Consider the following 24,154-nt stretch of genomic DNA (forward strand, 5'->3'; position numbering starts at 1 on the left):
AATGAATGTTAAGTCCCACGGTTGTGCGTCCCACGGTTGTTTTTCGTCCTACCGTTGTTATCGGGTTAGGAGGAACGGGTTATGAAGTTGTACTCAAACTCAAAAAGCGATTTATAGATGTTTACGGCTCAGTACCAGAAGTTATTCGTTTTATTTCGATTGATACTACCGAAAACATCCAAGAACGAGAAAAATCACCTGATGGCACCAAGGTGATCTTAGAACCTAATGAACTTTATGCCATCTCTGTAGCAAATCCCCTACCGCTAACACGTAACGATCACATCGCCGAATGGTGGCCTAGGGACATTTCAGCAGCCAGCCTGATCAGTGGTGCCGGACAGATTCGGGCACGGGGACGGCTGGCTTTATTTGCTAAAGTAGCCGATATTAACGCTTTAATTGCTCAAGCAATCAATGCTGTCCGCGAAATTCGCACTAGCAAACAAGCTTTTTCAGATAACTTTCAAGTTTCCAGTCGGGATGGTGTGGAAGTTTTTATTGTTGGCAGTTTGGCTGGTGGGACGGGCAGTGGCACATTCTTAGATGTGGCATTTTTAACACGAGAACATCTGAATAATTTTTCTAATATTACGGGGGTATTTGTTTTACCGAGAGTGTTTGCCAATATTCCCCAAACTCACTTGGTAAAGTCTAATGCTTATGGCGCTCTCAAGGAAATCGAACACTTTTGGGGATTGTCACCGTCTAATAGCATTGAGATTGATTATGGTATCAGAAAAGTCAAAGCCGATCGCCCTCCCTTTGATGCGGTATTTTTAATTGATGGAGTTAATAAAAATGGCACTGTAGTCGGTCGTCCAGACGATTTGCAAAATTTAGTTGCAGATGGTTTGTATATCCAGATTGGTTCTCAAATCGGTCTAGATGCTGCTAACGTTGCTGATAACATTCGGGCTTATTTGGCAACTGGTGAAAAAATTCGAGGACGCAATATAAATTACTGTAGTTTTGGCTTTGCTACTCTGACTTTACCAGTACAACAATATGAGCGAATGAAGTTAGAGGACGCTCAAAACTTGTTAAAGAATGAGTTAATGGCATCTACTCCAATAATCGATTTAGAAAACGAAATCACCCGATTTTTAGAAGATTGCAACTTAGCAGAAGCAACTACTGTCCTCAATGCATTAACTGAAAGCGATCGCGGCGGACAAATGAAACCCGAATTCCGAATTGGCGAAATGCATTATGACGGTACAGCTTTACCGACAATCAAAAAACTCTACACACAGCAGTTAGATCAATTTGAACAACGGACGGCTCAAGAATTGGGATTGAGTTTTTATCGCTTACAGCAGACTACAACTGCTGCGATCGCAACTTTCTGGGAGCGGAGTCTTAACCGTCCCAATGGACTAGCTTATGTGTTGCAATTCTTAACCAGACTTTCCCAAAAACTGGATGAATTGCAACAGAGTGTGCAACGCAAATCGCAAGAGGCACAATCGAACTTCAATGCTTTGAAATTAGAAGCCCATGAACAAAAGCTTAAAGAAGCTTCAGAAACTTTCTTTAAAAATAAAAATACTATTCAAGCAGCTTGCCAGAAATACAAAGAACGGGCTGACCAAAAGTGGAAGATTTATTTACATTGGAAGCGGTGTGATAAAGCGGCTGAACTCTATGGTGTGCTGCGGGTTAAGGTAGAAGAAATCCAGGAAAAGTGCCAGCATCTACACAGCAACTTAGATAAAGTTTATCGAGATTTAGAACAGAGTTATCACGAGGTCAGCCGTCAAGGAAATAACGATAATCCTTTTATTCACACTATTCAGCGCATTAATCTGCAATCGAAACGCCCCAAAGTTACTGGCGAAGATTTTATCCGTTGGTATCGAGAACAGTCTGAAAGTTTAACAAATTGGTCTGAGAAAAAAGCTGAAGATGTCAAGAACGAAATTCTGAAATTTGTCGATGAAGCTTACTATCCTCTCACTAGTATGACTGTTGAGCAAGTTTTAGCAGATAGTAATCCAGAAGATGCCGGACAAGATTTGCAACAACTTGGTAAACTTGCAGTTCCTCTCTGGCAGTATGAACTATCGGAAATTCCCATTCAACAGCAGCATTTAATCACAGAATTTTATTACTACGGAGTAGAGAGTAACAATACAATTTTTAGCAATCCGCCTCTTTCTAGTCGCTTGCCTAAAGGAAATAATAATCCTTCTTTCGTACCGACAGGCGAACCCCATAAAGTGATGCTGTTTCGAGTGGAAGTAGGTGTCCCCTTATTTGCTTTCAACGGAATGAGGGATATGGAGTCAGCTTATCTAGATCCGAACAAAGTTTTCAAGCACTTACATCGCAATTGGACAAACTTACCCAATTTAATCCCACAGGAAGATGATGGTGGGGCATTGCGTTGGTTTGCTTTAGCGTTGGCACCCGATCCATATAAATTAATTATCAATCAGAGACGGCAATATTCTGTTTATACAGACCAAGCGAAAAAATTAGAAGATCAAGTTTTGCCATTGGGAGGCGATCGCAAGTCAGCATTTCAAGCTTTCAAACGTAACTTGCGCCTAATTAAAGAAATTACTGAAAAAATTGAGCGTATTACCCATGAAGACCAAGAAAAAGCGAAATTTACTTTGAAGAACTATACCAATCACCTCAATCAGGTTTTAAAGGGAGGTAAGGTTGATGCCCAGATTAAAGAACAGGTGGAAATGGAAATCCAGGAAATTGAAGCTTACCTGGAAGATTTAGATGTGATTATTTAGCCCTATACTCTACGCTCTAAGAGTGTTTTTATGCCAAAACCAACTATTTTACTTGCACTCGATCCTCACAGTGCCGCTTTTTGTGCAGCCATTAAACGGCAACTGCAAGAATTTCCAGCCGACCAAAGGTGTTTAATTCAAACTTATACTTTAACTTGGGATGGTCAAACTTTTGGCTTTAGTGCTGAGTTAGATCAGTTTGCTGACACGAGTTTTGATCTCGCTCAAACTCATAGTAAACAAGCTTATGTCTCCAAAATTCGGACTCAGTTCACCGAAGCGACTGGCGAACTGCAAACTGCACTGATCGAATTATTGAAAACGGCTGATCAATCAAAAGAAGCGATCGCTGCTAAACGCCGAGGAGTGAAAATCAGCAGCAGCCATCGAATATATCTCATGCTGTCAGTTAGTAATCAATTTACTAGGGCAGTCGTTTTTGAAATAGTACGCTTGATTCGTTGGCTATTTTCTAAATTCTTTATAGATATTCCTTACACCTTAGAAGCTTTATTGCTACTACCAGGGTTATTTAGCAAAGCCACAAATGCTGATTATGGTGCTGCTTACGCGCTTCTGAAAGACTTAGATTACAAAATGACCACTGGAGTTGCGATTACAGGTACTCAAAAAGCACCACCTTTTGATAACTGCTGGCTGATGGATGAGCAAATTGGCGGACTGAGGGATAATTTACCTAGTTATGCTGATGCTTTGGCAGGTTTTCTCACCGTGGAACCGGAAACCAACGGCTTATTGATTGGCACACAAAAAGTCCGGGGAAAAATACCCGCCTATAGTGCATTTGGCTATGGAGAGCTATTTTTTTCAGGAGAAACAACTATTAATCGTTTGAGTGCTGCCTTAGCTGCCGATATTGTGATGGAGCAGTTTTTACCGAAGCCAGAATTCACTCCAGAGGCAATTCGTAAATGCCTGTTAGATGCCAAAGGGTTTGTACTCAGCGAAGATTTCAGCAATGCTTTTCTCGGATTAGAACGAGACAATGGCAAACCAGTTTGGCAAGATTTTAATCCGCGCATTGAGATGCATACAGGCCAGGCTCAGGAATATGGGATGGAATTGCAGCGTGCTTATCGGCAATTTGAAAATAAAGAGCTACTTTCCTATAAGCGATCGCTGGAAACTTGTTGTAAACAATTACAGGTAACACTAACTGCCTTTTTAGACAGTACCATTAATCGCTATGCTGATGCTACACCTAGAGGTTTGCATGAAGTAGCTAGGCTATTAAACATATTGACCTTTTTGTATTTGGAACTGCAAACGGATGCCATTGGCGATCAATCTCAGAATCTGGTTACACAACTGCGTGTGGCGGAAGCATTTCTTGATTCCAGATTGCAGGTAACAATTAACCAAGAAATCACCCAAAAGCTGCTCAACCAAATTTTGTCTTTAAAATCGCGGCAGCAACAATTACAAGATATTTTAGCTGAAAGAAATTCTGAAGAACAACTGCAAGAGCTTCAAACAACTCAGAAACAGCTAGATACGGCAATTGCTGACTATCGCCAAGGGTTAAATGCAGAAATTGAACAAACTCGACAAATTCGTTTTATAGCGATCGCAGGCGCTCGTGAACAAGCCGCAGCTGCGATCGTTGTAGCTCAAAATCACCTAACTGCCATTGAAACTCAACTTGAAACAGCCACAGATCAACTAAATGAACTGTTAACAGAAGAAAACCAATTTCGATCTCAATATCTGGTCATTTATCCTATTTTTGTCGCTACTGCTTTATTCGGCTTGCTGATTCTGATCGGAATTTTCAATCAATCAACACTATTGCTATTATTGCAAAAGTTTTGGGCTAACTTAGTTAGTTACCTGCTTTGGAGCGCGGTAACAATTCTAGCTTATTTAGGTATCCTTTGGCTCAAGTATAGTACTAACATTCGCGGTCGAATTCAAAAGGTTCAGAAACAAATTAAACGACTAGAAAGCACTGTTAAAGCAACCATCGTAGAATTACGTCGCAGCTATAATGAACAATTAAAATTGGAGTATGATTTATACGCCCAAAATCTCCGCGTTGAGGCATTGAATTATCTGATTAAAACGGTTAAACAAAGGGCTGAGACTTTACGACAAACTCTTAGCAACTTGTCTGAGATATACAATGATTTGGTTGTTCAACGCGATCAAGCTACGACAAAGTTCTCAGAAGTTAGACTCACGGTTCTCACCGATGCCGATATTGATGCTTATTACCAAAGTTTCCTAACCACACTAACAACTGAGACATTCACCAAAGAACGAATTAGCCGGTCTCAGTCGTGGAAAATTTCTGCTGAAGAATTTCAGAAGCAACTTATCCCCTTTGCTCGCCAGCAGTTTGAGCAATTGAGCAATTTGTCTATTGGGGAAGTATTAAAACAACCAGATTTAATTACCGCAAATACTGCAAATTTGCGCTTGAATCAACTTTATAATAGCGCTAACTTGTTGCTGCGAATTCAGGATATTGACACTAATTTAAACCCAACTTGTCAACCGGAAATTACTCTCTGGGTGGGAGCAAAAGATAAAGAACAAATTTTTGCGCTTTACAGTCGATTTAGTCGCACTTTAACCGCCTTAGTAGCTGAAGATGAACAGAGGTTGTGTGTTTTGACCCGTTCGTTGGGCTTTCCGGCTTATTTTCTCAGTCAAATTGAGTTTTATCAAGACTGCTATGAACGGACTCAGAGTGAACAAATCGACGAAGATGAAAACATTCCCGATTTAATCCCAGAGGAAATTGGCTCTGGTAGGGAATTAAAGCTAGCTTATCAAAGTTTGCTTTTAGCGATCGCTCTTGGGTTACTATCCCAGCATTCTCAAGGTGATTATCAATTCAACGGTCGGTCAATTGGTAAAGACCGAGAACAAATTGCCTTAGCTTTAGCAACTGAGTTCACCTTTGAGGAACTCTATGGAGACTTAAAAGAACGTATCGAAACATTTGAACGTGATTTAATTTACCATAAATTACAGGAGTTAGGAACATCTGCTTCAGATTTAAATCATTATGAAGGTAAGCTTTTAGATCATCTACTCTCAGAGTATAATCCTCTGAATTAGGCGTTAAGGAATAAGAATTAAGTAACATACAATTTATGTCCCTGGCTTACCTCACCCTCAATCCCTCTCCTTATAAAGGAGAGGGAAGCTAGAGACAGAATGAAGTTTTGCGTGAGGATTTCAAAGACTCAAATTGAGCCAAAAAAGTTTTTCAGCCTGTGATAAGCTAATTTCAAAGTAGCCGATTATGCACAAAGCAGTTATTAAAGAGATGAAGATAAATCGTTTCATATTTTCCTCGGAATAAGATTTTCTGACATCTAGTTGTTCAGGGTTGTTTTTACAAAACTGAGTGGTTTTGTCTTCTGCACTTTCATCTAGTTCCAGGGATGAGCGAGTAAAGCCTGTGAAGTAATGCCTAAGCCAATTAGGGTAATACAGAAGGCGCTTGCCACTGGTAACATTTTTATCCTGGGTATCTGGAATGGTAAATGCTCAAATCGATCCTTGGCGTAGACTAGCATTAATCCGATTCCAGTTAGTACTGCTGCTAGACCTAAGCTAAAGGCAGATACCAACGCTAATCCAAAGCCAATTCGTCCCAGCGCGATCGCACTCAGCAACACTACTAAGGCTGAAGGACAAGGTAACAAGCCGCCCGATATTCCCAGCGCTAGTAAGCTAGACCAGTTCATGGAACTTAGATCACCGTCAGGCGGTAGATGTGAATGCTCATGGTTGTGGTGATGATGCGAGTCATGGCTGTGTTGATGACTATGTACATGGTCATGTGAATGAGAAACCTGAGTCCCTTGCAATCGACTGATAAACAAATTCAGACCAATTACAGTTACCAGTACCCCAGAGAGTACGCTTAACCAAGGGTACAATTGCTCTGTCAAAATAAACTGGGATGTGCCAAGAGTGACTAGCCCTAGAGCAAATATGCCAGCAGTATGGGTAATCGTTATAACCAGCCCCAAAAATAAAGCTTGTTGGGCATTACTACGGGAACCCACCAAATAAGCACCGACTATCGTTTTCCCATGACCAGGGGAAAGAGCGTGTAAACCACCCCATAAAAAGGCGATCGCTAGAGCTATTAGGATAGTCCAGAAATTATGATTTTCCTGGGTAATTAGGTTAGTAAAGACATCGTTGCTTCTTCCTGTCAAAGCATTATCTAAGCGACTGGATGATTTAACAGACGGTAGAGGCGGTTGTTGATTCAATGTCACAGACGGATTGAGTTTAAAGTCAATCCGACGCTGGTTGAGAGGACTGCTGAGTAACTCAGTAGGGTAATCTCTCAAGCGGTTGCTAATACTCAAAGAGGTGAAATCACCTTGAATAGGAACGCCATTTGCAGCCACAGTAATTTCACGCCAGCCTAAACGTTGGGGATAAAACTGATCTTCAAATATTAACTCATTCGCGCCTACTAACTCCGTTGGTGCTTGAAAGTTACAACTCAGCCGCAGTGTAGATAATCCTCCTACACCTGGAGGAAATTCGACTGTTGATTTGATCAAAGACAGTGCTAAAGGATGTTTATTGATCAACAGTTCCAGGTGTGAGTTGACTTCCTGGCATTTTTGGTTAGGGTATTGAACCGTCTCTATAGGTTCAGCTTTGCGATCGCGATTAGTATCTAAGTGATTAATCTCCTGAAAAGCCGGAATCTCTGCCATATCTAGAACATAATCGATCCCCACGCCATCCGGTGCTACCTGCACTCCTGCGTAGTGATTGATGGTGAAATTGCCTAAAGGATGGGCATCTGCCCTCGGCATCCAAAATAAACATATTGCGATGATTGCAGTACTCCAAGCCAAGCAATGTAACAGCTTTTTCATAAAGAACTCCCTATAGCGTTAGGAGTGGGAAAAGGGACAGAGGATACTAAGTTAGCTAAGACTTGAGCAAACTTTCCGCAAAATATAAAATTAAATGACTTGCCCCTGACTTAATTGCTCTTTTCAATCTAAAATCTAAAATCCAAAATCCAAAATTGTCTGACGAGCTTGATCAGCATACTTGTGATGAAATTGAGGATTGAGGCTAACAGCTTGAGTTAGTCGCTTTATTGCTTCTTCACGATTACCTAAGTGAAGTGCAATCATGCCAGCATGAAATTGCAGCAAGGCATCCTCTGTTCCAAAGCGAGTTGCCCTTTGTGCTGCCCGTTGTGCTTCTTGCCATTGCCCATTAGCCGCAGCTGCCCAAGCCAAAGTATCCTCTGCATATACATCGTCTCGCACTGCTACTTCACTACGGGCAATCTGTAGAGCCTCTGTTAAATGAATTCCGTGTTCGGTGTAGTAGACTGCTAAAGCGCGATCGTAGATTCCTTTAACCTTGCTCAGGTAAGCTACTACCCCGATCAAATCTTCGGTTTCAGCTGCGCCTTCCTCGTCTCCCAAAGCTAGTTGAGCATCAGCCTTATACGAGAGCGTTTCTACCTGTGGCATCAGTTCTATACCCTGGTTTGCGATATTCAGAACATCCTGCCAGCGATGCTGTGCCGCATAGAGGCGGGCTAATCCTGTAAACGCAGCTATATGCCGGGGGAAAAGGTCAAGGCTCTCCCGATATCGCTGCTCAGATAGGGCAAAGTCCCCGGCTGCAAAAGCCAGATCCCCAGTCCGCACATGAAACCAAGCACGAGTTTCGGCGCTCATCGTGTAGAAAGAGTCCATCTCCTGCATAGTTTCATTTAGTAGTTGTCGCGCTGAGGCGAGATTGCCAGTTAACTCTAAGTAACGGGCGACAACTGCCTTATGACCAGAGTTCGATTCTTCCTGTGCAAGGTTCTGCAATAGTTGATGAGTTGCTTCATAATCACCCAATTCCATCTGAATCGATGCCCTCAGTGAGACAATATTGGGATTATCAACAGATGAATTATTTAACACATCTAAAGCTGCTCGAAACTGATGTTGAGATAGTAAAGCTGATGCTAGGAGCATGGAAGAAACCTGATTATGGCGCGGCTGTAGTGCCAGGGATCTACGTGCCGCTTGTTCTGCTCGTAACACATCTTCCACATCTGCCATTTCTCGAAAGCGCCTCAAATATTGATCAGCCAACAGACGTAAAAATATTGATGAATTGGGAGATTGGGCAACTTTCTCCTCATAGACGCTGATAATATGCGATCGCTCTAAATAATCGGGGAAGACTAAATCTGACTGCTGAACTGGTAATATCTGCCTGGAATTAACAGTCAGCAGTTGCACGGTAGAGGAATATATACCTGACTTACCATTGGTGTAGCCTAAACTTAGCGCTTCTGTATTAGAGGGTCTTAGTAAAACCAGTAGGCTAGTTAGCGCTAACACCCATAGTATTCGTAGATGCATAAACCTTACAAAGGATTACCTAAATAAGGGAAGTCAGAAAGAAAGTTTGCATCATTAGGCCCAACATTATCGGTAGTCAGCGCCGGAATTTGACCTGTAGTAATCCCTGTAACTGCACTACCAAAGACAACAGATGCAGTCACATCAATTACGTCATCTTTTGGTCTTCTACCACCAAAGTTGTTGCCTAACTGAGTACCAAAATAACTCCCGCTAGGTTTGGAAAGGTCAGCTTGGATAACATCAGGAATCGCCACTGAGATCACTGCATTGGCTATGCCTTGAGGTCTACCGATCGCGTTGACAAAGGCTTGAATGAATTGGGATTGATTGCTAGCGTCTTGGGTTGGTGTCTGAAGATTACTATTATTATGAGCTTTAAAGTCCATAAAAAGTTCATTCAGGGCTGGAACTGCTAACCGCTCAATCTGAGCCAAATTCCGATTTCTGAGTCTAGGAGTATTAACACTAGTTGTCATCCAAACACCAATCTTGCCACTACCAAGCATTTTCCTGGGTAGCTCGACAATAATTGAGTGGACATTGAATGGGGCTAGGGTGTCTTGTGCTTGTCCAGGTGGTCTAAAGGAAAGAACTTGGAAGGGAGGACTGGGATTAGGCTGAACGCTATAGTTCCGATCCGGGATGATTTTGAAGAACTGTTCTAGATCGAAAAAGAACGGGTCTTTGCGTGTGCCAACAAAGAACTTCATGCCGTTAGATGCGGAGAATGTTTGGTTGAGTGGCCCTGTCGAACTTACTGGAAGCAAAGCTGAGTCAGTTCCTCGGATGATTGGACGACTTGGGCCGCGGACTGTAACAGTTTGTTGTAAGCGTGTGCGATTTATATTGAATTGGAGTACGACATCTTCAATACTGTCGCCAGTGTTATCAATCTTGAACTGATAAAGAACATTTGGATCGAATGGTCTTTGTTCACCAGAAACGATCAGGGGGTCGAAATCCATTATCAGGACAGCATTGTTGGAGTTTGTCGGACTCTCAAATACATACAAATCTGTGAGATCCGCAGCAGTGAGCTTAGTCGCAAGAAAAGTTGTGTCCTGGTGGTCTGAAGCCAAAGCTTTAGGGGTTGCATAAATTAGGACTACGAGCAAAATAGCGACAAATGCCACTAGAGTACGAAAAAAACGACTAGCTCTAGTCCAATATAGCGATCGCTTGAGCGGAAAAAATGCCGTCATATTTTGCACTAGTTTATTTATAAGTACCCAACCTTCAGTTGGTATAAAAGAGGTGAAACTCCGAGCATTTATTCTCATAGTTGCCCTTTTTGAGGTATTTTGTCTCTACTATTGTATGTGCGTACGTGGAAATAGCAAGTTTATTTATATTTCAAAAAAGACTGCGGTTATTACTGAACTGCCTCACAGTTTATTGGCTCCTACAAATCACTTACCAGACCAAAACTTGCTCACTTTTCTAGTTTAAGATTTTAAAACTTATATAATACATAGATGCTACATATAATTTGGGTATTTCAGCCATGTTGCTCCACCAATCGCTATTTAGTAGTCCGCATAGTATTTTTCTATTACTTATAAGTATGTAGTTGGAAGGGAAACGTATTACTACTGAGAATTAAGCTACGCCTAGCATCTAGTTGAGTTGCGATCGCAATGATTTTGGCAAGTTTACATAGTTAGGTTTATTCGTACCTACCTACTTGCAATCTCACTTCTGAACAATCTGCCCCTAGTTTTATATTCCCAGACAACTAGCTAATAAATAAGTCTAAAGATAGATTGACATTACATTTATTCGCCCAAAGTATCCTCCCTTAGTGGCAAACTGGTTATAATTGTCTTCCATCTCTCTCACAAATGAAATTCTTATCTACACAGTATTTCTATGGGACGTATGCGTTCTAAATCTGACTTACCGACAAAAATCTGTCCGGTATGTCAACGTCCTTTTACATGGCGTAAAAAGTGGCAAGATTGCTGGGACGATGTGAAATACTGCTCAGAACGTTGTCGTCGTCGCCGTTCTGAAGCTCAAAATGAAACTAACCGCGACACAGACGCAAATAGCGCAAGGGATTAATGGAGTCACAGGTGCAACCTAAATTAATTATTCATGGCGGGGCTGGTAGTTCTCTCCACGGTAAAGGAGGATTGGAAGCAGTGCGCCGATCGCTCTATATAGTAGTAGAAGAGGTCTATTCTCTCCTCTTGTCAGGAGCAACTGCTTCTGAGGCGGTGGTGCTGGGTTGCCAAATACTCGAAGATAACCCCCGCTTTAATGCTGGTACTGGTTCAGTACTGCAATCTGATGGGCAAATCCGCATGAGTGCTTCTTTGATGGATGGCGCATCAGGGCGGTTTAGTGGTGTGATTAATATCTCGCGGGTGAAAAATCCCATTGAGTTAGCGCAATTTTTACAAAACTCGCCAGATCGAGTGCTATCGGATTTAGGATCGGCTGAGTTGGCGCGGGAAATGCAAATTCCCAGCTATAACGCTTTAACTGATTTGCGCTTACAAGAGTGGATACAAGAGCGCCAAGATAATTTTAAAAGTACAATGGCTGGCGTGGTAGCAGAACCCGAACTGGTAGAAACTAGCAATGCTGGGCGCGGTACCATCGGCGTGGTAGCTTTAGATTCTTACGGTAGCCTAGCTGCTGGCACTTCTACTGGTGGAAAGGGATTTGAGCGGATTGGAAGGGTGAGTGATTCGGCAATGCCAGCAGGTAATTATGCTACTAGTAATGCTGGTGTTAGCTGTACTGGGATTGGGGAAGATATCATTGATGAGTGTTTAGCTCCACGGATTGTAGTGCGTGTTACTGATGGGATGTCCCTGAAGGAGGCGATGCAACGCTCCTTTGGGGAAGCGCACCAGAACAAACGGGATTTGGGAGCGATCGCTTTAGATGTGAGTGGAGCGATCGCTTGGGGGAAAACTAGCGAGATTTTACTAGCCGCCTACCACGACGGCGAAAAAATTGGCGATACTTTGGAGTGGAATGATAGTCAATTGATTGGCTATTGTTGATAGGACTTACGCATCAAGTACGAAATGTAGGGGCAATTCATGAATTGCCCCTACGGTAAATCAAGGCTTTCACTGGCTTTTTACATAAGTCCTGACGTTGATTCATTATCCTAAATATTCAAAAATTGATGTGCTGATCTGCGAACTTTTCGTTTTGTTTTGTTGTGCCAGTAAACAGTAATAATTTCTGGGGTAGGAAGTCCTATTTTACATATAACTCGTAAGCCCCGAAGTTCATCTATAAATGGGGCATAAACAGTATTACGCAAATTTTTATCGAGTAGGGTAAACCTAATATCTCGACAATGAAAGTCTTTTTCACCATATAAGAGAGCGATGTTCATCATCGTTTCATTAATTGCCCGTTGTTGTTGACGTCTCTCTGTATGGTTATGGTCTTTAGGATTGATTTTGACTTTGAGTGTGCCAAGTTTATTTTTATTTTCATCAGTCTGGAATATCTGATTTAGTTTTTTGTGAGTATTCATAATGCTTTGTCTTTAGGTTGATGATTCGAGAATATCTAGATTGCAACTAATAATCCAGAGCAGAACAGTTCAGATTGAAGTGAACTATTCTGAACTGTTCATTTTATTTTTAATTGACTATGATGCTGTTAGTTGTCCTAAATATCACCTGTTACCCATGACTACAGCATATACATCGGGTAGTATTCGAGTCACGCCTGAAGGATTACAGAAAGTCATCAACAGAATGGCTGAACTAGAAAAGGACAGAGATCCATACATAAAAGGTTGGACACAAGAAGACCTAGTAAAGAAGTCTGGCTCAAGTCTCAGTACAGTCAAACGGTTCCTGAAAGGAGAATCAATTAGTAGACATCATGTGATTTGGATTACTGGTGCTTTGAATTTAGACCCATTAGAAGTTATTTCACCCAAAGAATGGAATCAGGATACTGGCAATTTAGGAATTGACTGGTGGGAAGTTTGCCACACGATGCTAGACAACCAGCAAGAACAGCAACGCATCAGACGCAAAGCCTCAGAAATGGGATTTGAAGTAAATGTTCATGTACCACTGGGTTTAGTGGAACGCAAACAGCAACAACGACGCGATGAGAATGTTGAGAGAGGACAGGTTTACCAGCTAGAAAAAGAAGTCATTACCAAAACCTACGAACATAATGATTTTCTGCAAGAGGTAATAACTCAAAGTTCTGCTCGAAAAAACAAGCACGTTGCTATAGTTGGGGAACCGGGAGCAGGGAAGACTACTTTACTAAGTGCGATCGCTTCACACATTAAAGACAATACACAACACCTACCCATCTTTATATCTCTCGGTAGCTTGCAAGGGATGACCTTAGAGGATTATTTACTCAAAAAATGGCTTCCAGATGCAATGAGATTGGTTAATCCTCAATTTATTCCTAGTCCAGAAATAGAAAATCAGTTAATCACACGCTTTTATCAAAGTGGTGTTTGGTTACTATTGGATGGTGTAGATGAAATGGGGGAATCTTCACCTGTACAAGCATTAAATAAAATTTCTAGAGAATTGACAGACTGGTTAGGACAGGCACGGGTAGTTTTGACTTGTCGGTTAAATGTTTGGGATGCCAGTCTAAATAATAATATATTGCCTAGTTTTGATACCTATAAAACCCAGGAATTTCAACCAGAACAAGTTAATGAATTTATTGATAAATGGTTTAAATGCGCTGAGAGTATACAGCGAGGTGAACAACTAAAAGTAAAATTAACACAAACTGGAAAAGAGCGGATTCCTGAATTAGTTACCAATCCTTTGAGATTATCTTTATTATGTCAAATTTTTTATCAAAATGAAGAAGGAGAATTACCAGAAACTAAAGTTGAATTTTATGAAATATTCACTCGTTATTGTTTCTCATGTAGTCGATGCTCTTTTAAATGAACTACAAATATTGCAATATGCTAAAGAATATATGGATAAAAACATATTTTCAGAATTATCTTCTGACATTTTTTGGACTTTAAATAAAGTTGATCATAACAATGATTTTGTAATTAATCAGATCATACACTGGATCAAAGAAGCTGAATATTGGTCTAATGATGATTATGACAATCCTAAAACATTGCCCTATGATGAAATTATGACAAGCAACCCAGATATAATTAATGTACTATCAAAAATGCTTATCAAAAGTTATAATGCTATTGTTGATAAACGTAAAAAACAACAGCTTAAAAACCAAATCAAGAAAAATGAAGTTAATAAACATAATACTCATTATCTTAAGATAAATTTTGATAGTCCTTTTACACCTACACCTGATGAAGCAAATACCCTGCGGGAAATATCAAATGCACATTTGGCAGAAGAAAAAACGTTAAATCAGTTGGTGGAATTAGATGAAAATACGCTCAAGCTAGCAGGAAGATTTGACATATTAACAAAAACTTTGACAAGACTTGCTCCTAATAATCAGAATATAATCAATTTGTTAATCAATATATTCAAACAAGAATGGGATGATGTTAATTTTGATCATTATTTTTGTTTGAAATTAGTCACAATTATAGATAAAATTGAAGCTAATAAACAAGAATTAATGGATTTTCTGAATAAAAAATTGCTTGATAATAATTTTGTTGATGATTATCGTTCCTGCTGTATCGCAGAATATTTACTAAAAATTGAATCAGAGAATCATATTGCTATCAATATCTTAAATGAATCGCTACCAAAGATAAAGGATGATAAGATTAGCTTGCGAATAGCCTCAGTATTAGTTGAAACTAACACTGATAATCGTAAAGTTATGAATACTCTTGTACGGTTACTTTACGATAGGAAAATAAACGAGCCTCAACAAAATATTCGCCTAGGCGCTGAATCAATTTCCAACTTCCTTCGTAAAGTTACTTATGAAAAAGTAATAAGCTGCTTGGCTAAAATGGCGTATCAATCTAATGATGCACGTATTGTTTTAGATGATATTTTTCAAAAGAGTCAATATGTTATTTTACGTGAAAATGTAGCTTGGCGTATTTTAGAACTTGAACCTAATAATCAAGAAGCACTTGTTTTTTTACTTGGCAGGTATAAAAACCAAGATAATTCAGCGCAATATTTTACAGAAGAGGCATTCATTGATTTTCTGAGAGAATACCCAGAAAGCATTAATAATTTTATTAATCTATTACGTAACTGCCAAGATGTTAATACAAGTAAACTTATAATTCGACTATTACGAGAAGTAAGCAATGAAAACTATCAATTAGAAATAGTTAAAATATTGAAGGAGATATTAAACACTACTAAGAATGAAGGCATTATCTATGAAGCTATATCTGATTGTATCGCTTATTTGGCCGTTAAAGAACTAGGAACAATTGCTAATCAAAATTTAAATCCTATTAATACCTTAATTAATATCATCAGTCATACTAATGATAATGAGATAAAGATTGTAGGTATTAAGAGTTTGAGCAAAATCGGTGTTGGAAATTTAGATGTTGTAAACATTTTAATTAATCTGATGAATAATCCTAGCGAAAGCAAGAATTATTCGTTAATTCGTAAGAGTTTACTAAAAGTTATGCAAGGCAGGCTATTTGCAGTAGCAGTAGCAGGACTAAAAGACAACTTTATCGGCGAAGATGAAGATAATGATGATTTGTCATATATTCTTTGGCACTGCGCCGAAAATATGAGTTATCCTGAATTTTATCGCGCTTGGCATGGTGAATCATCCCCACTGCAAAACTTAGAAACCCAATTTACTCATATTCATTCTATCCTTACTCAACTCCAACCAACAGCAGCGCCTCATGGATTTTGCCTTGTTCTAGAAGTTGCCTAATTTCTAGCAGTTCTTCCATAATGAATTTTGTTTGTCTTGCTCTGATGTCAAGGCTATTTCGTTCTAGACATAAACCGCCCGGAACTGAAGTTCCTATCTTATAACTTGGCTAGCAATATCTAATTCTGGACAAAGCGACATATAGCCCTTTTGCTCACGCTCAATAATCGCGGTAAGTTGTTTTCTTTCCTCATGTTTTACCTCTAGTTAAATCAGCTAATCTGATAATTTAATTATCGCTTTATTGACTCTTCCTCCGCCAACCTAATTTCACTACCTGACGACTACGCGCGATCGCTAGAGAATCATTAGGAACATCTTCTGTGATCGTCGAACCAGCTGCGATGTAGACATCATCTCCCAAGCTGAGTGGAGCCACTAAAACGCTATTGGAACCTGTTTTTGTCCGATCGCCTATTTTTGTACGATGTTTCTTTACGCCGTCATAATTGGCAGTAATTGTACCGGCACCAATATTCACCTGATTGCCGACAACGGCATCACCTATATATGACAAATGTGCTGCATTGGTGCGATCGCCTAATTGCGTATTTTTCAATTCCACAAAATTCCCCACACGGCAACCAGCACCCACCTGTACCTGACCGCGCAAATGGGAATATGGCCCAATGCGGCTTCCCGCTTGGACAGTACTATTTATTACTACCGAATATTGCACCGTGACATTTTCACTCAACTGGCTATTTTCAATTAAACTCCCCGGACCAATATGACTTCCGGTTTGAATCACAGTATTTCCCCGCAAGTGAGTTTGGGGTTCAATAATTACATCCGACTGTAATTCTACTGTTTCATCAATGGTGATGCTTGTAGGATCGATCAGGGTGACACCTGCCAGCATCCATTTTTCCTTGACTCGTTTTTGCAAAATTTCAGATGCTGTTGCCAGTTGCAGGCGATCGTTGATGCCGAGAATTTCTTGGTAATCTTCTACATCCACTGCCATCACTTGTCCCACCTGAGTCACGGCATCAGTGAGATAGTATTCTTTTTGGGCATTGTTTGTCTGTAGATGGGGTAGCACCTTTGCCAAATCTTGCCAGCAGAAGCAGTAAACTCCAGCGTTAATCCGCTGATTTTGTCTTTGGGCAACAGTACAATCCTTATGTTCGACCATTTGCTGCACAATATTTTCATCGTTACAAAAAACTCGCCCGTAGCCTGTGGGGTCAGATAGGTGCGAGGTGAGGATAGTGGCGGCGTTTTGATTTTGGGCGTGAGTTTGTAACATCTGCTTAAGGGTTTCGCTGCGTATTAACGGTAAGTCGCCGTTAAGTACCACTAAATCACCAGTGTAATCTTCCAAGTAGGGAAGTAATTGCTGGATAGCATGACCTGTTCCCAATTGCACAGTCTGTTCGACAAACTCCAAACTGGGAATTGAATGCATAGCGGCTTTCACTTCCTCAGACTGATATCCCACAATCACGATTCGCCGTGAGGGCGAAAGTGGTTCTACACTGTCGAGAACTCTCTCTACTAGCGATCGCCCACCCAAAGAATGTAAAACCTTGGGTAAGCGTGATTTCATCCGTGTGCCGCGTCCCGCCGCTAGAATTGCTACAACTACCATAAGCTGAAATTATAATCATACCAATTAGCGTTCATTACAGCAGCTACAAATCGTTTTCCCTACTCCCTAGTCTCTCTCTTTTTCCTGACAGGAGTGAATAAACTCTACAAACTGCTGCATTAGTTTGGGATTACGCCAACCGAAATCAGTTTCTTTTTGCATTGTTGAAAGTGCTTCTGCTGAAGTAAAAGCTCTTTTGTAAGGTCGTTCGCTGATTAGGGCATCGTAAATATCAATTAACTGAAATACTTGCGCCAGGTAGGGAATATCATCCCCCTTGAGTCCATCAGGGTAGCCTGAGCCATCCCAGCGTTCGTGGTGATGGCGAATAATTGGAATTACACCCCGCATACTGCGTAGTGGCTGGCAGATTTTTTCTCCAATCAAAACGTGCAGCCGCATGATCTGCCACTCTTCGGGGGTGAGTTTGCCTTTTTTCAGCAGCACTGCATCGGGAATACCCACCTTGCCGATATCGTGGAGATAACCACCCCAGATCAAATCTCGAATTTGGTGGCGTGAGAGATTGAGATATTCACCAAAAACTTGTCCCCATCTTACCAGGCGTTCACAATGGTCGCCTGTGTTGGAATCGCGACTTTCAATAGACATGGCAATGGAAAATAGTACTTGTTCGGCATGGTCTAAATCTTCGTTCAGACGCTTCTGCCGCACCAAGGACTTTACACGCGCCGCCAGTTCCACCCGATCAAAGGGTTTGATGATAAAATCATCTCCGCCAACTTCAATTCCGCGAATGCGCGATCGCCGATCATTTAACGCCGTAATAAAAATCACTGGGATTAGCCTAGTCTGCTCATCCTGTTTGAGCAATTGGCACACTTCAAATCCATCCATTCCTGGCATCATCACATCCAGCAAAATCAAATCTGGTTGTTTTTGAGTTACCAATTCCATAACAATAGAACCACTGTCCGCCTGAATCACTTCGTATCCTTCTATCCCCAAGAGGGAAACAGCAGTCATGCGACTGGCAGCATGATCGTCAACTACTAAAACCTTCGGCGGATCTAAATCACATGCATTCACTTTAGAACCTTTGGCTTATAGTGTTCTAGATACCAATGAATCATTACCCCAATTAACATTAGCTTTTATTTAAGAAGACACTGTTTGCCTATATTCAAGCATAAGCTCTTTTTGAGATCAGCCTAAAGAATAACGTCCGTCTTTTGCGATCCTACGGCATGATTTGAACTTTGCATAAGTTAACAGTGTCAGATTTCAAAAAAATTTAATATTCCACTGTATCTAAGCCGGAGTTTCCATAGCGATTATGCATGATGTTAAGCTCCCTATCGAGTTTTTCGCAGCATATATTTTTATGTTACGAACAAGGTGTATCTTGTTGTCAAACTTTTTGCTTCTAATTCCAGTATGATGAATTGGTACAAATGTTCAATCAGGTTTTTTACGGATATTTTTTAACCTAGCGCCCCCCAGAAAGCCTTATCATCGCTTGCTTTCTACCGATATATTGGGTTTTGAGTTTCAAATCTTTATAGTACTAATTATGTATAAGTGTTTTTATTTACGTATAAGAATATTTAATTATTGTTAAAGTATTGTGTAAAATTTAATACTACCATAAAACTAAACTATTTGACTCGTAAAAACTTGTTGCCTGATTATCTAGAAAAGAAATCAGAATTTTTGGCAAAAAAAATGTCTAACTTTTCTGGAATTAAGGACTGAAGATGAGACTTGATAGTTGCTCCAGCTACGCCCGTCGTAGACATCGCAATCTAACTACAAACATAAGGTAGCCGTAGGTACATTTAGCAGTGCTGGGTTTCGTTCCTCAACCTAACTTACGAGCGATCGCATTTCTAAATTACGTATACTCAAGGTTGCCATAGTTACTTAGTATTCGTTCCTTAATCCAACCTACGAGCGATCGCTAGGCTTCGATACAAAAGATGATAAAGTCATCATTGGTAACGTCATCCTACTCGACAAAGACCTGATTAGCGCGATCGCAACTGATAACCCAGTTGCGTAAGTCCTCTAAATAATGCCTAATTCCCAATGCCCAATACCCAATTTGTTGTTTCGCCAACTTGGCTGTTTGAACATCTAGAAGATCCACAAGTCGTTATTGTGGATTGTCGCTTTTCTCTAGCCGATCCACAACTAGGACAACAACAATACCAAACAAGCCATATTAAAGGATCGTATTACCTAGATTTAAATCAGGATCTTTCCAGTCCAGTGAGTAAGCATGGCGGGAGACATCCTTTACCTAAGCCTAATGATATCGCTAACAAATTTGCAGCCATTGGGGTAAATTACCAAAAAACTTTAGTTGTAGCTTATGATGATTCGCGCTTTGCCTTTGCATCTCGTTTGTGGTGGCTGTTGCGCTATCTCGGACATCAGCAAGTAGCAGTACTAGATGGAGGCTTTGCTGGATGGCAAAAAGCTGATTATCCGATTACCGATGTCGTTCCTCAACCCCGGATGGGTACGTTTGTAGCTCAAGTACAAACAGAAAAGGTGGTAGATATTACGGCGGTGAAAAGCCGGAAAGATAGCGACGAGGTAGTATTGGTAGATTCGAGAGAAAGCGATCGCTACCGAGGTGAACGAGAGCCAATTGATAAAATTGCTGGTCATATTCCCGGTGCAGTCAACTATCCGTGGCAAGAAGTTACAGACTCATCCGGCTATCTACTTTCTGAAGATGAACAACGCCGTCGGTGGGAGAAACTAGAAACAGCCGAAGAAATCTTGGTATATTGTGGTTCTGGCGTTACTGCTTGTGTGAATTTACTTTCTTTAGAATTAGCTGGTATTAGCAAGGCTAAACTTTATGCTGGCAGCTGGAGTGATTGGATTTCTTATTTATAGTCATTTGTCATTTGTTATTTGTTATATCATGTCCGCTTGATTACTTATTAAACCCGAAGAACCCCACCCCGCCGGCGGGGTGGGGTTCTTTTATTATGTGTAATTTGGCGGACATGATATTATTGGTTTTTTAGAAAGGACAAATGACAAAGAACAAATTTCAAAACTGACCTAATTGTAAATTGTAATTAATACTGAAGAACCAGCCATCAAAATCAATATTTTCGTCGGTTGAACTACCTAAACTCACTCCAGCCTGCACATTCATATTAGTGGTATCGGATATTTGATAATTTAAGTGCCCGAATAGCCGATGAAATTGGTCTTCTCGATCGCGCTGTGTAAAATCAGAGAAGTTCGCCTGGTAGTCAATACCAACTTGGAGAGGCTTTTGCAAGTAGTAGTTTAGAGACACCCAAAAGGAATTGATTATCCGATTACGACTTAGGGGGTCAGCAAAATTTAAACTCAATTCGTAGAAGCTATCTAGGGTTAATTTTGGAGTTAAGATATCTCGCCGTCCCAAAGACAGTTCGAGGGAATTCTCGTTTAAAAAGCGATCGCCTGCTTTAAAGCTATCCAGGCGATCGCTGTTGTTGGCATAAAATAACTGTTGATTGCTCCAACTGATTTCTCCGTACATTCGCTGGGATAGCTGCTGGTAAAGACTGAGATTAAATCTTACCTGGTTATAATCATATTGTGACTGACTTAAATAACGAATCAGATTGCCATCAATTGAGCCGTTTAAATAAGTCTTAGATCCCAAAGGGAAATATGCAGAGGCTAACGTCAGTCCAGAAATAATTAAACCATCTTCTATTGGACTATCATTTGAGGAAAAAATGTTACTTGTCTGGAAGTAGCCTACACGTCCCTGTAGAGAGCCTATGGGTTGAAACTTAACTACCGCTTGTTCTGTTGGTGGGGGTGGCTGCTGTTCTAAGGGTAGTAACCGCACACGCAACCCCAATTCGCGATCGCTATCAGACTCAGGTGGTAGTTTTGGCGATCGCACCAGATGTATTAGCCTCTCTAACCTTTGAGAATAATTTATCTCAGGTGCATTTAATAGTTGCTCTTTTGAGTCTGGAGGAGATGTTGGCAAATTACTTGGCTGCGATTCTAGCTCTGGTGAGTCATTTTGCTTTTGAGTATCTTCAGATTTTTGGGTTGTGTCAGGGGCTGGAATTGTTTCTCGTGTTTGCTGTGCCAGATTTAACGGAATCTGGGAGCCTAAAGGATGCGACTCACTGGACTGCTTGCACAAAGAGTTAATTACCTCTGGCTCCAACTTCTGACATAACTGCTGATAATTTAACTGTGTGCTTGCTAAATTTTTAGGACTCCAAATATCTGTATTTGCCGATTCTGCCGCATCTACTCTAATGCAACACCAACTTCCACCACTGGACGCTAACAAAATACAAAAAAATAAATTCTTCCAGTTCTTGAGTCGCATCTGATTAGATCGCGTTGATCGCGTTTGACAAATGTAGACCTACAAGCTTTATCGGAAGTTCCGACTCAGAATATACAATTGAGTGCATCTATTTTAGCTTTGTAAGTATATACTGAGACTACAAACTTAAATTGCTGGTTTTCGGATTTTTTCCCAGATTTTTTTGCAAAACTGAGATGCCCCGATCGGATTTTTGCTGAACTTTAGTGAAATATAGCCAGTGATTCATTTCACAACATACCCCTAAGAACTTCTTGTCCTGCATAACTCATGACCCTGTGACTGATCTGATTAAAAAGGATTATCTGTAAAATATTCCTCATTTAATTGTTTATATCAAGTACTAACTTTGAAATCTGCCACAAACTTGATTGCATACAATGTCACTTTCAGAATAAAAAGTTAAATAAACTAAACACATAGTTTATGTGTTGTGTATTTTATGTATTAAATGTCAACTAAAAATTAAACGATTTTACCTAAAAAAAACTTACTTTAACAATTAGCAATAGCTTAAATCTCCAAATTTTTTGGTATTAGTTGAAGTTCACAAATTCTCAAACTATGTTTCATAAATCCTTTCCACTATTAGTGATTGGTTTATGGGGAGTTATAGTACTACCTTTGCCAAATCGGGTAAATGCCATAACTCCTCTGACGCGAGCAGAGATTCAAAACCTCCGCAACTTGGTACAACTGATACCCAGAGATAGACAGAAGAAGCGTCCTGCACGCAAATCAGATACAATGATTCCTGGGGATGGATTGTCAACTGGTCGAGCTTCCCTCGCAGACTTGCGTTTTAACGACGGCTCTTTGGCACGAGTTGGGGAACAGGCTATATTTCAATTTTTACCAAAGACTCGCAGCTTTAGACTATCAAACGGAACCGCATTGCTGCTTATCCCTCCTGGAAGGGGGCAAACACTTATACAAACGCCAAGTGCAGCAGCAGCAATTCGTGGTTCAGCATTATTTGTCCGCTACAACCAACAAACAGATACCACGATTGTGGGTGCGCTGACAAATAGCGGCATTGAAGTTTCTAATAAGGAAGCTTCTCAAACTCAGGTGCTGCAAGCAGGACAGATGATGGTTATAGTCAAAGGCAAATTTCAGGGCTTATACGATTTTGATCTCAAAAATTTTTATCAAACGAGCGATCTAGTTCGGGGATTTGATTTGAATAGGCAAAATCTTACGCCTAAGTCTGACCCAGCGATCGCTAGCGTTCAAGCTGAAACTGCTGCGGCTTTGAGGGCACAGTCGCCAATAACAGGTGAGGGAGTAGTTGAAAACCCATCTTTTGCAAACCTAACTACTAGTCCTTCAACTTCGTCCACCAACAACATTATTACAAACGATTCCCCAGTACACTCTATTGAAGATAATTCCCTATTAAATTCCTTTGAAGACGTAGGACAAGTTCTATCAAATACTGAGCAGCGTCCTGGGAAAAATAACGGTAGTAGGACAGTAATTCCTCCAGTCATTCCTCCAGTAAATCTTCCAGTCATTCCTCCAGTAAATCTTCCAGTCATTCCTCCAGTAAATCTTCCAGTCATTCCTCCAGTAAATCTTCCAGTCATTCCTCCAGTAAATCTTCCAGTCATTCCTCCAGTAGATCTTCCAGTCATTCCTCCAGTAAATCTTCCAGTAATTCCTCCAGTAAATCTTCCAGTAATTCCTCCAGTAAATCTTCCAGTCATTCCTCCAGTAAATCTTCCAGTCATTCCTCCAGTAAATCTTCCAGTCATTCCTCCAGTGGAGCCTCCAGTAATTCCTCCAATCACTCCTCCAGTCATTCCTCCAATCGAGCCTCCAGTAATTCCTCCAATCACTCCTCCAGTAATTCCTCCAATCGAGCCTCCAGTAATTCCTCCAGTAACTCCTCCAATAATTCCTCCAGTCCAGCGTCCAACCACCTGAAACTCTCCCAGAACCGAAGTAGTAGATCGCCCACTGAAACGCGAACAGCAACCCCTCTCAGACTATTTGCAAATATCAATCACATCAAACTGCTGAGGTAACTTATATTAGAAAGTCTCATCAGTTGATTTCTCATTGTTGTGAGGACAGGGGAACTACCTGACCTTGCTGGGACTTTCAGACTTGTAGCAATATTTTATAAACTTAGTTTTTCCAACCTAGCAGGTGCATAGATTTATACTCAGTGCTAGGGGCAGAATTATAACAAGTGTTAACTACTGGCTTTACAGCCACCAAAGCAAAAAGTGATATTCCCTACGAC

General features: G+C 40.6%; 14 protein-coding genes and 1 pseudogene. 8 read left to right on the plus strand and 7 right to left on the minus strand.

The genetic code is table 11. The features are described from left to right. Positions 1-5 precede the first annotated feature (5 nt). Both V7K31_RS03340 and V7K31_RS03345 read left to right on the plus strand, forming a co-directional pair. The gene (locus tag V7K31_RS03340; protein WP_335092604.1) at positions 6-2,753 is read left to right on the plus strand and encodes a tubulin-like doman-containing protein; all 2,748 of its coding nucleotides are present in this window, start codon (positions 6-8) and stop codon (positions 2,751-2,753) included. 30 nt (positions 2,754-2,783) lie between these two features. Further along, positions 2,784-5,840, plus strand: coding sequence for a hypothetical protein (locus V7K31_RS03345; protein WP_335092605.1), 3,057 nt, complete (start codon positions 2,784-2,786; stop codon positions 5,838-5,840). A 317-nt stretch (positions 5,841-6,157) separates the two neighbouring features. On the opposite strand, the gene V7K31_RS03350 is transcribed toward V7K31_RS03345, so the two are convergent. The 3 genes from V7K31_RS03350 to V7K31_RS03360 all read right to left on the minus strand — a co-directional run bounded on the left by V7K31_RS03350 (position 6,158) and on the right by V7K31_RS03360 (position 10,347). Next, on the minus strand, positions 6,158-7,636 hold the full coding sequence (locus tag V7K31_RS03350) for a nickel/cobalt transporter (RefSeq protein WP_335092606.1): 1,479 nt from the start codon (positions 7,634-7,636) through the stop codon (positions 6,158-6,160). Between the two features lie 135 nt (positions 7,637-7,771). Further along, on the minus strand, positions 7,772-9,142 hold the full coding sequence (locus V7K31_RS03355; protein WP_335092608.1) for a tetratricopeptide repeat protein: 1,371 nt from the start codon (positions 9,140-9,142) through the stop codon (positions 7,772-7,774). 5 nt (positions 9,143-9,147) lie between these two features. Further along, the gene (locus V7K31_RS03360; protein WP_335092609.1) at positions 9,148-10,347 is read right to left on the minus strand and encodes a DUF4331 domain-containing protein; all 1,200 of its coding nucleotides are present in this window, start codon (positions 10,345-10,347) and stop codon (positions 9,148-9,150) included. Between the two features lie 667 nt (positions 10,348-11,014). On the opposite strand from V7K31_RS03360, the gene V7K31_RS03365 reads away from it, so the two are divergent. Together V7K31_RS03365 and V7K31_RS03370 are read left to right on the plus strand one after the other, a co-directional pair. Then, complete coding sequence (locus V7K31_RS03365; protein ID WP_335092610.1) at positions 11,015-11,209, plus strand: DUF2256 domain-containing protein; 195 nt, start codon at positions 11,015-11,017, stop codon at positions 11,207-11,209. After that, positions 11,209-12,162 carry an isoaspartyl peptidase/L-asparaginase gene (locus V7K31_RS03370; RefSeq protein ID WP_335092611.1) on the plus strand — a complete coding sequence of 318 codons (954 nt, stop codon included), beginning with the start codon at positions 11,209-11,211 and terminating at the stop codon, positions 12,160-12,162. The genes V7K31_RS03365 and V7K31_RS03370 overlap by 1 nt, the downstream gene beginning before the upstream one ends. A 110-nt stretch (positions 12,163-12,272) precedes the next feature. Here V7K31_RS03370 and V7K31_RS03375 read toward each other — a convergent pair whose 3' ends face one another. After that, on the minus strand, positions 12,273-12,650 hold the full coding sequence (locus V7K31_RS03375; protein WP_335092612.1) for a DUF4258 domain-containing protein: 378 nt from the start codon (positions 12,648-12,650) through the stop codon (positions 12,273-12,275). 79 nt (positions 12,651-12,729) lie between these two features. Here V7K31_RS03375 and V7K31_RS03380 point away from each other — a divergent pair, with 79 nt between their 5' ends. Both V7K31_RS03380 and V7K31_RS03385 read left to right on the plus strand, forming a co-directional pair. Further along, entirely contained in the window at positions 12,730-14,061 is a 1,332-nt protein-coding gene (locus V7K31_RS03380) for an NACHT domain-containing protein (RefSeq protein WP_335092613.1), read from the plus strand. Then, positions 14,009-15,976 (plus strand): hypothetical protein, encoded by a 1,968-nt coding sequence (locus V7K31_RS03385; RefSeq protein WP_335092614.1) that lies wholly within the window; start codon positions 14,009-14,011, stop codon positions 15,974-15,976. Before V7K31_RS03380 ends, V7K31_RS03385 begins: the two co-directional genes overlap by 53 nt. 241 nt (positions 15,977-16,217) lie before the next feature. On the opposite strand, the gene glmU is transcribed toward V7K31_RS03385, so the two are convergent. Next, complete coding sequence (gene glmU, locus V7K31_RS03390) at positions 16,218-17,570, minus strand: bifunctional UDP-N-acetylglucosamine diphosphorylase/glucosamine-1-phosphate N-acetyltransferase GlmU (protein WP_335092615.1); 1,353 nt, start codon at positions 17,568-17,570, stop codon at positions 16,218-16,220. A 66-nt stretch (positions 17,571-17,636) separates the two neighbouring features. Continuing rightward, a pseudogene (locus tag V7K31_RS03395) lies at positions 17,637-18,632 on the minus strand (HD domain-containing phosphohydrolase); the annotation flags it as partial. Positions 18,633-19,619: 987 nt separating this feature from the next. Here V7K31_RS03395 and V7K31_RS03400 point away from each other — a divergent pair. Then, positions 19,620-20,441, plus strand: a complete 822-nt coding sequence (locus V7K31_RS03400; protein WP_335092616.1) for a sulfurtransferase — start codon at positions 19,620-19,622, stop codon at positions 20,439-20,441. Positions 20,442-20,601: 160 nt separating this feature from the next. Here the strand turns inward: V7K31_RS03400 and V7K31_RS03405 are convergent, their stop codons facing one another. Then, complete coding sequence (locus V7K31_RS03405; protein WP_335092617.1) at positions 20,602-21,903, minus strand: hypothetical protein; 1,302 nt, start codon at positions 21,901-21,903, stop codon at positions 20,602-20,604. Between the two features lie 564 nt (positions 21,904-22,467). On the opposite strand from V7K31_RS03405, the gene V7K31_RS03410 reads away from it, so the two are divergent. Then, entirely contained in the window at positions 22,468-23,832 is a 1,365-nt protein-coding gene (locus V7K31_RS03410) for a FecR domain-containing protein (RefSeq protein ID WP_335092619.1), read from the plus strand. Positions 23,833-24,154: the final 322 nt, after the last annotated feature.

Source organism: Nostoc sp. (genome assembly GCF_036917675.1).
In the GTDB taxonomy this organism is placed as follows: domain Bacteria; phylum Cyanobacteriota; class Cyanobacteriia; order Cyanobacteriales; family Nostocaceae; genus Nostoc.

Coding starts and splice junctions, on each gene's coding strand:
- V7K31_RS03370 (WP_335092611.1), top strand. CDS start 11,209: ATGGAGTCACAGGTGCAACCTAAATTAATTATTCATGGCGGGGCTGGT.
- V7K31_RS03385 (WP_335092614.1), top strand. CDS start 14,009: ATGAAATATTCACTCGTTATTGTTTCTCATGTAGTCGATGCTCTTTTA.
- V7K31_RS03360 (WP_335092609.1), bottom strand. CDS start 10,347: ATGACGGCATTTTTTCCGCTCAAGCGATCGCTATATTGGACTAGAGCT.
- V7K31_RS03405 (WP_335092617.1), bottom strand. CDS start 21,903: ATGCGACTCAAGAACTGGAAGAATTTATTTTTTTGTATTTTGTTAGCG.
- V7K31_RS03340 (WP_335092604.1), top strand. CDS start 6: ATGTTAAGTCCCACGGTTGTGCGTCCCACGGTTGTTTTTCGTCCTACC.
- V7K31_RS03365 (WP_335092610.1), top strand. CDS start 11,015: ATGGGACGTATGCGTTCTAAATCTGACTTACCGACAAAAATCTGTCCG.
- V7K31_RS03345 (WP_335092605.1), top strand. CDS start 2,784: ATGCCAAAACCAACTATTTTACTTGCACTCGATCCTCACAGTGCCGCT.
- V7K31_RS03350 (WP_335092606.1), bottom strand. CDS start 7,636: ATGAAAAAGCTGTTACATTGCTTGGCTTGGAGTACTGCAATCATCGCA.
- glmU (WP_335092615.1), bottom strand. CDS start 17,570: ATGGTAGTTGTAGCAATTCTAGCGGCGGGACGCGGCACACGGATGAAA.
- V7K31_RS03375 (WP_335092612.1), bottom strand. CDS start 12,650: ATGAATACTCACAAAAAACTAAATCAGATATTCCAGACTGATGAAAAT.
- V7K31_RS03400 (WP_335092616.1), top strand. CDS start 19,620: ATGCCCAATACCCAATTTGTTGTTTCGCCAACTTGGCTGTTTGAACAT.
- V7K31_RS03410 (WP_335092619.1), top strand. CDS start 22,468: ATGTTTCATAAATCCTTTCCACTATTAGTGATTGGTTTATGGGGAGTT.
- V7K31_RS03355 (WP_335092608.1), bottom strand. CDS start 9,142: ATGCATCTACGAATACTATGGGTGTTAGCGCTAACTAGCCTACTGGTT.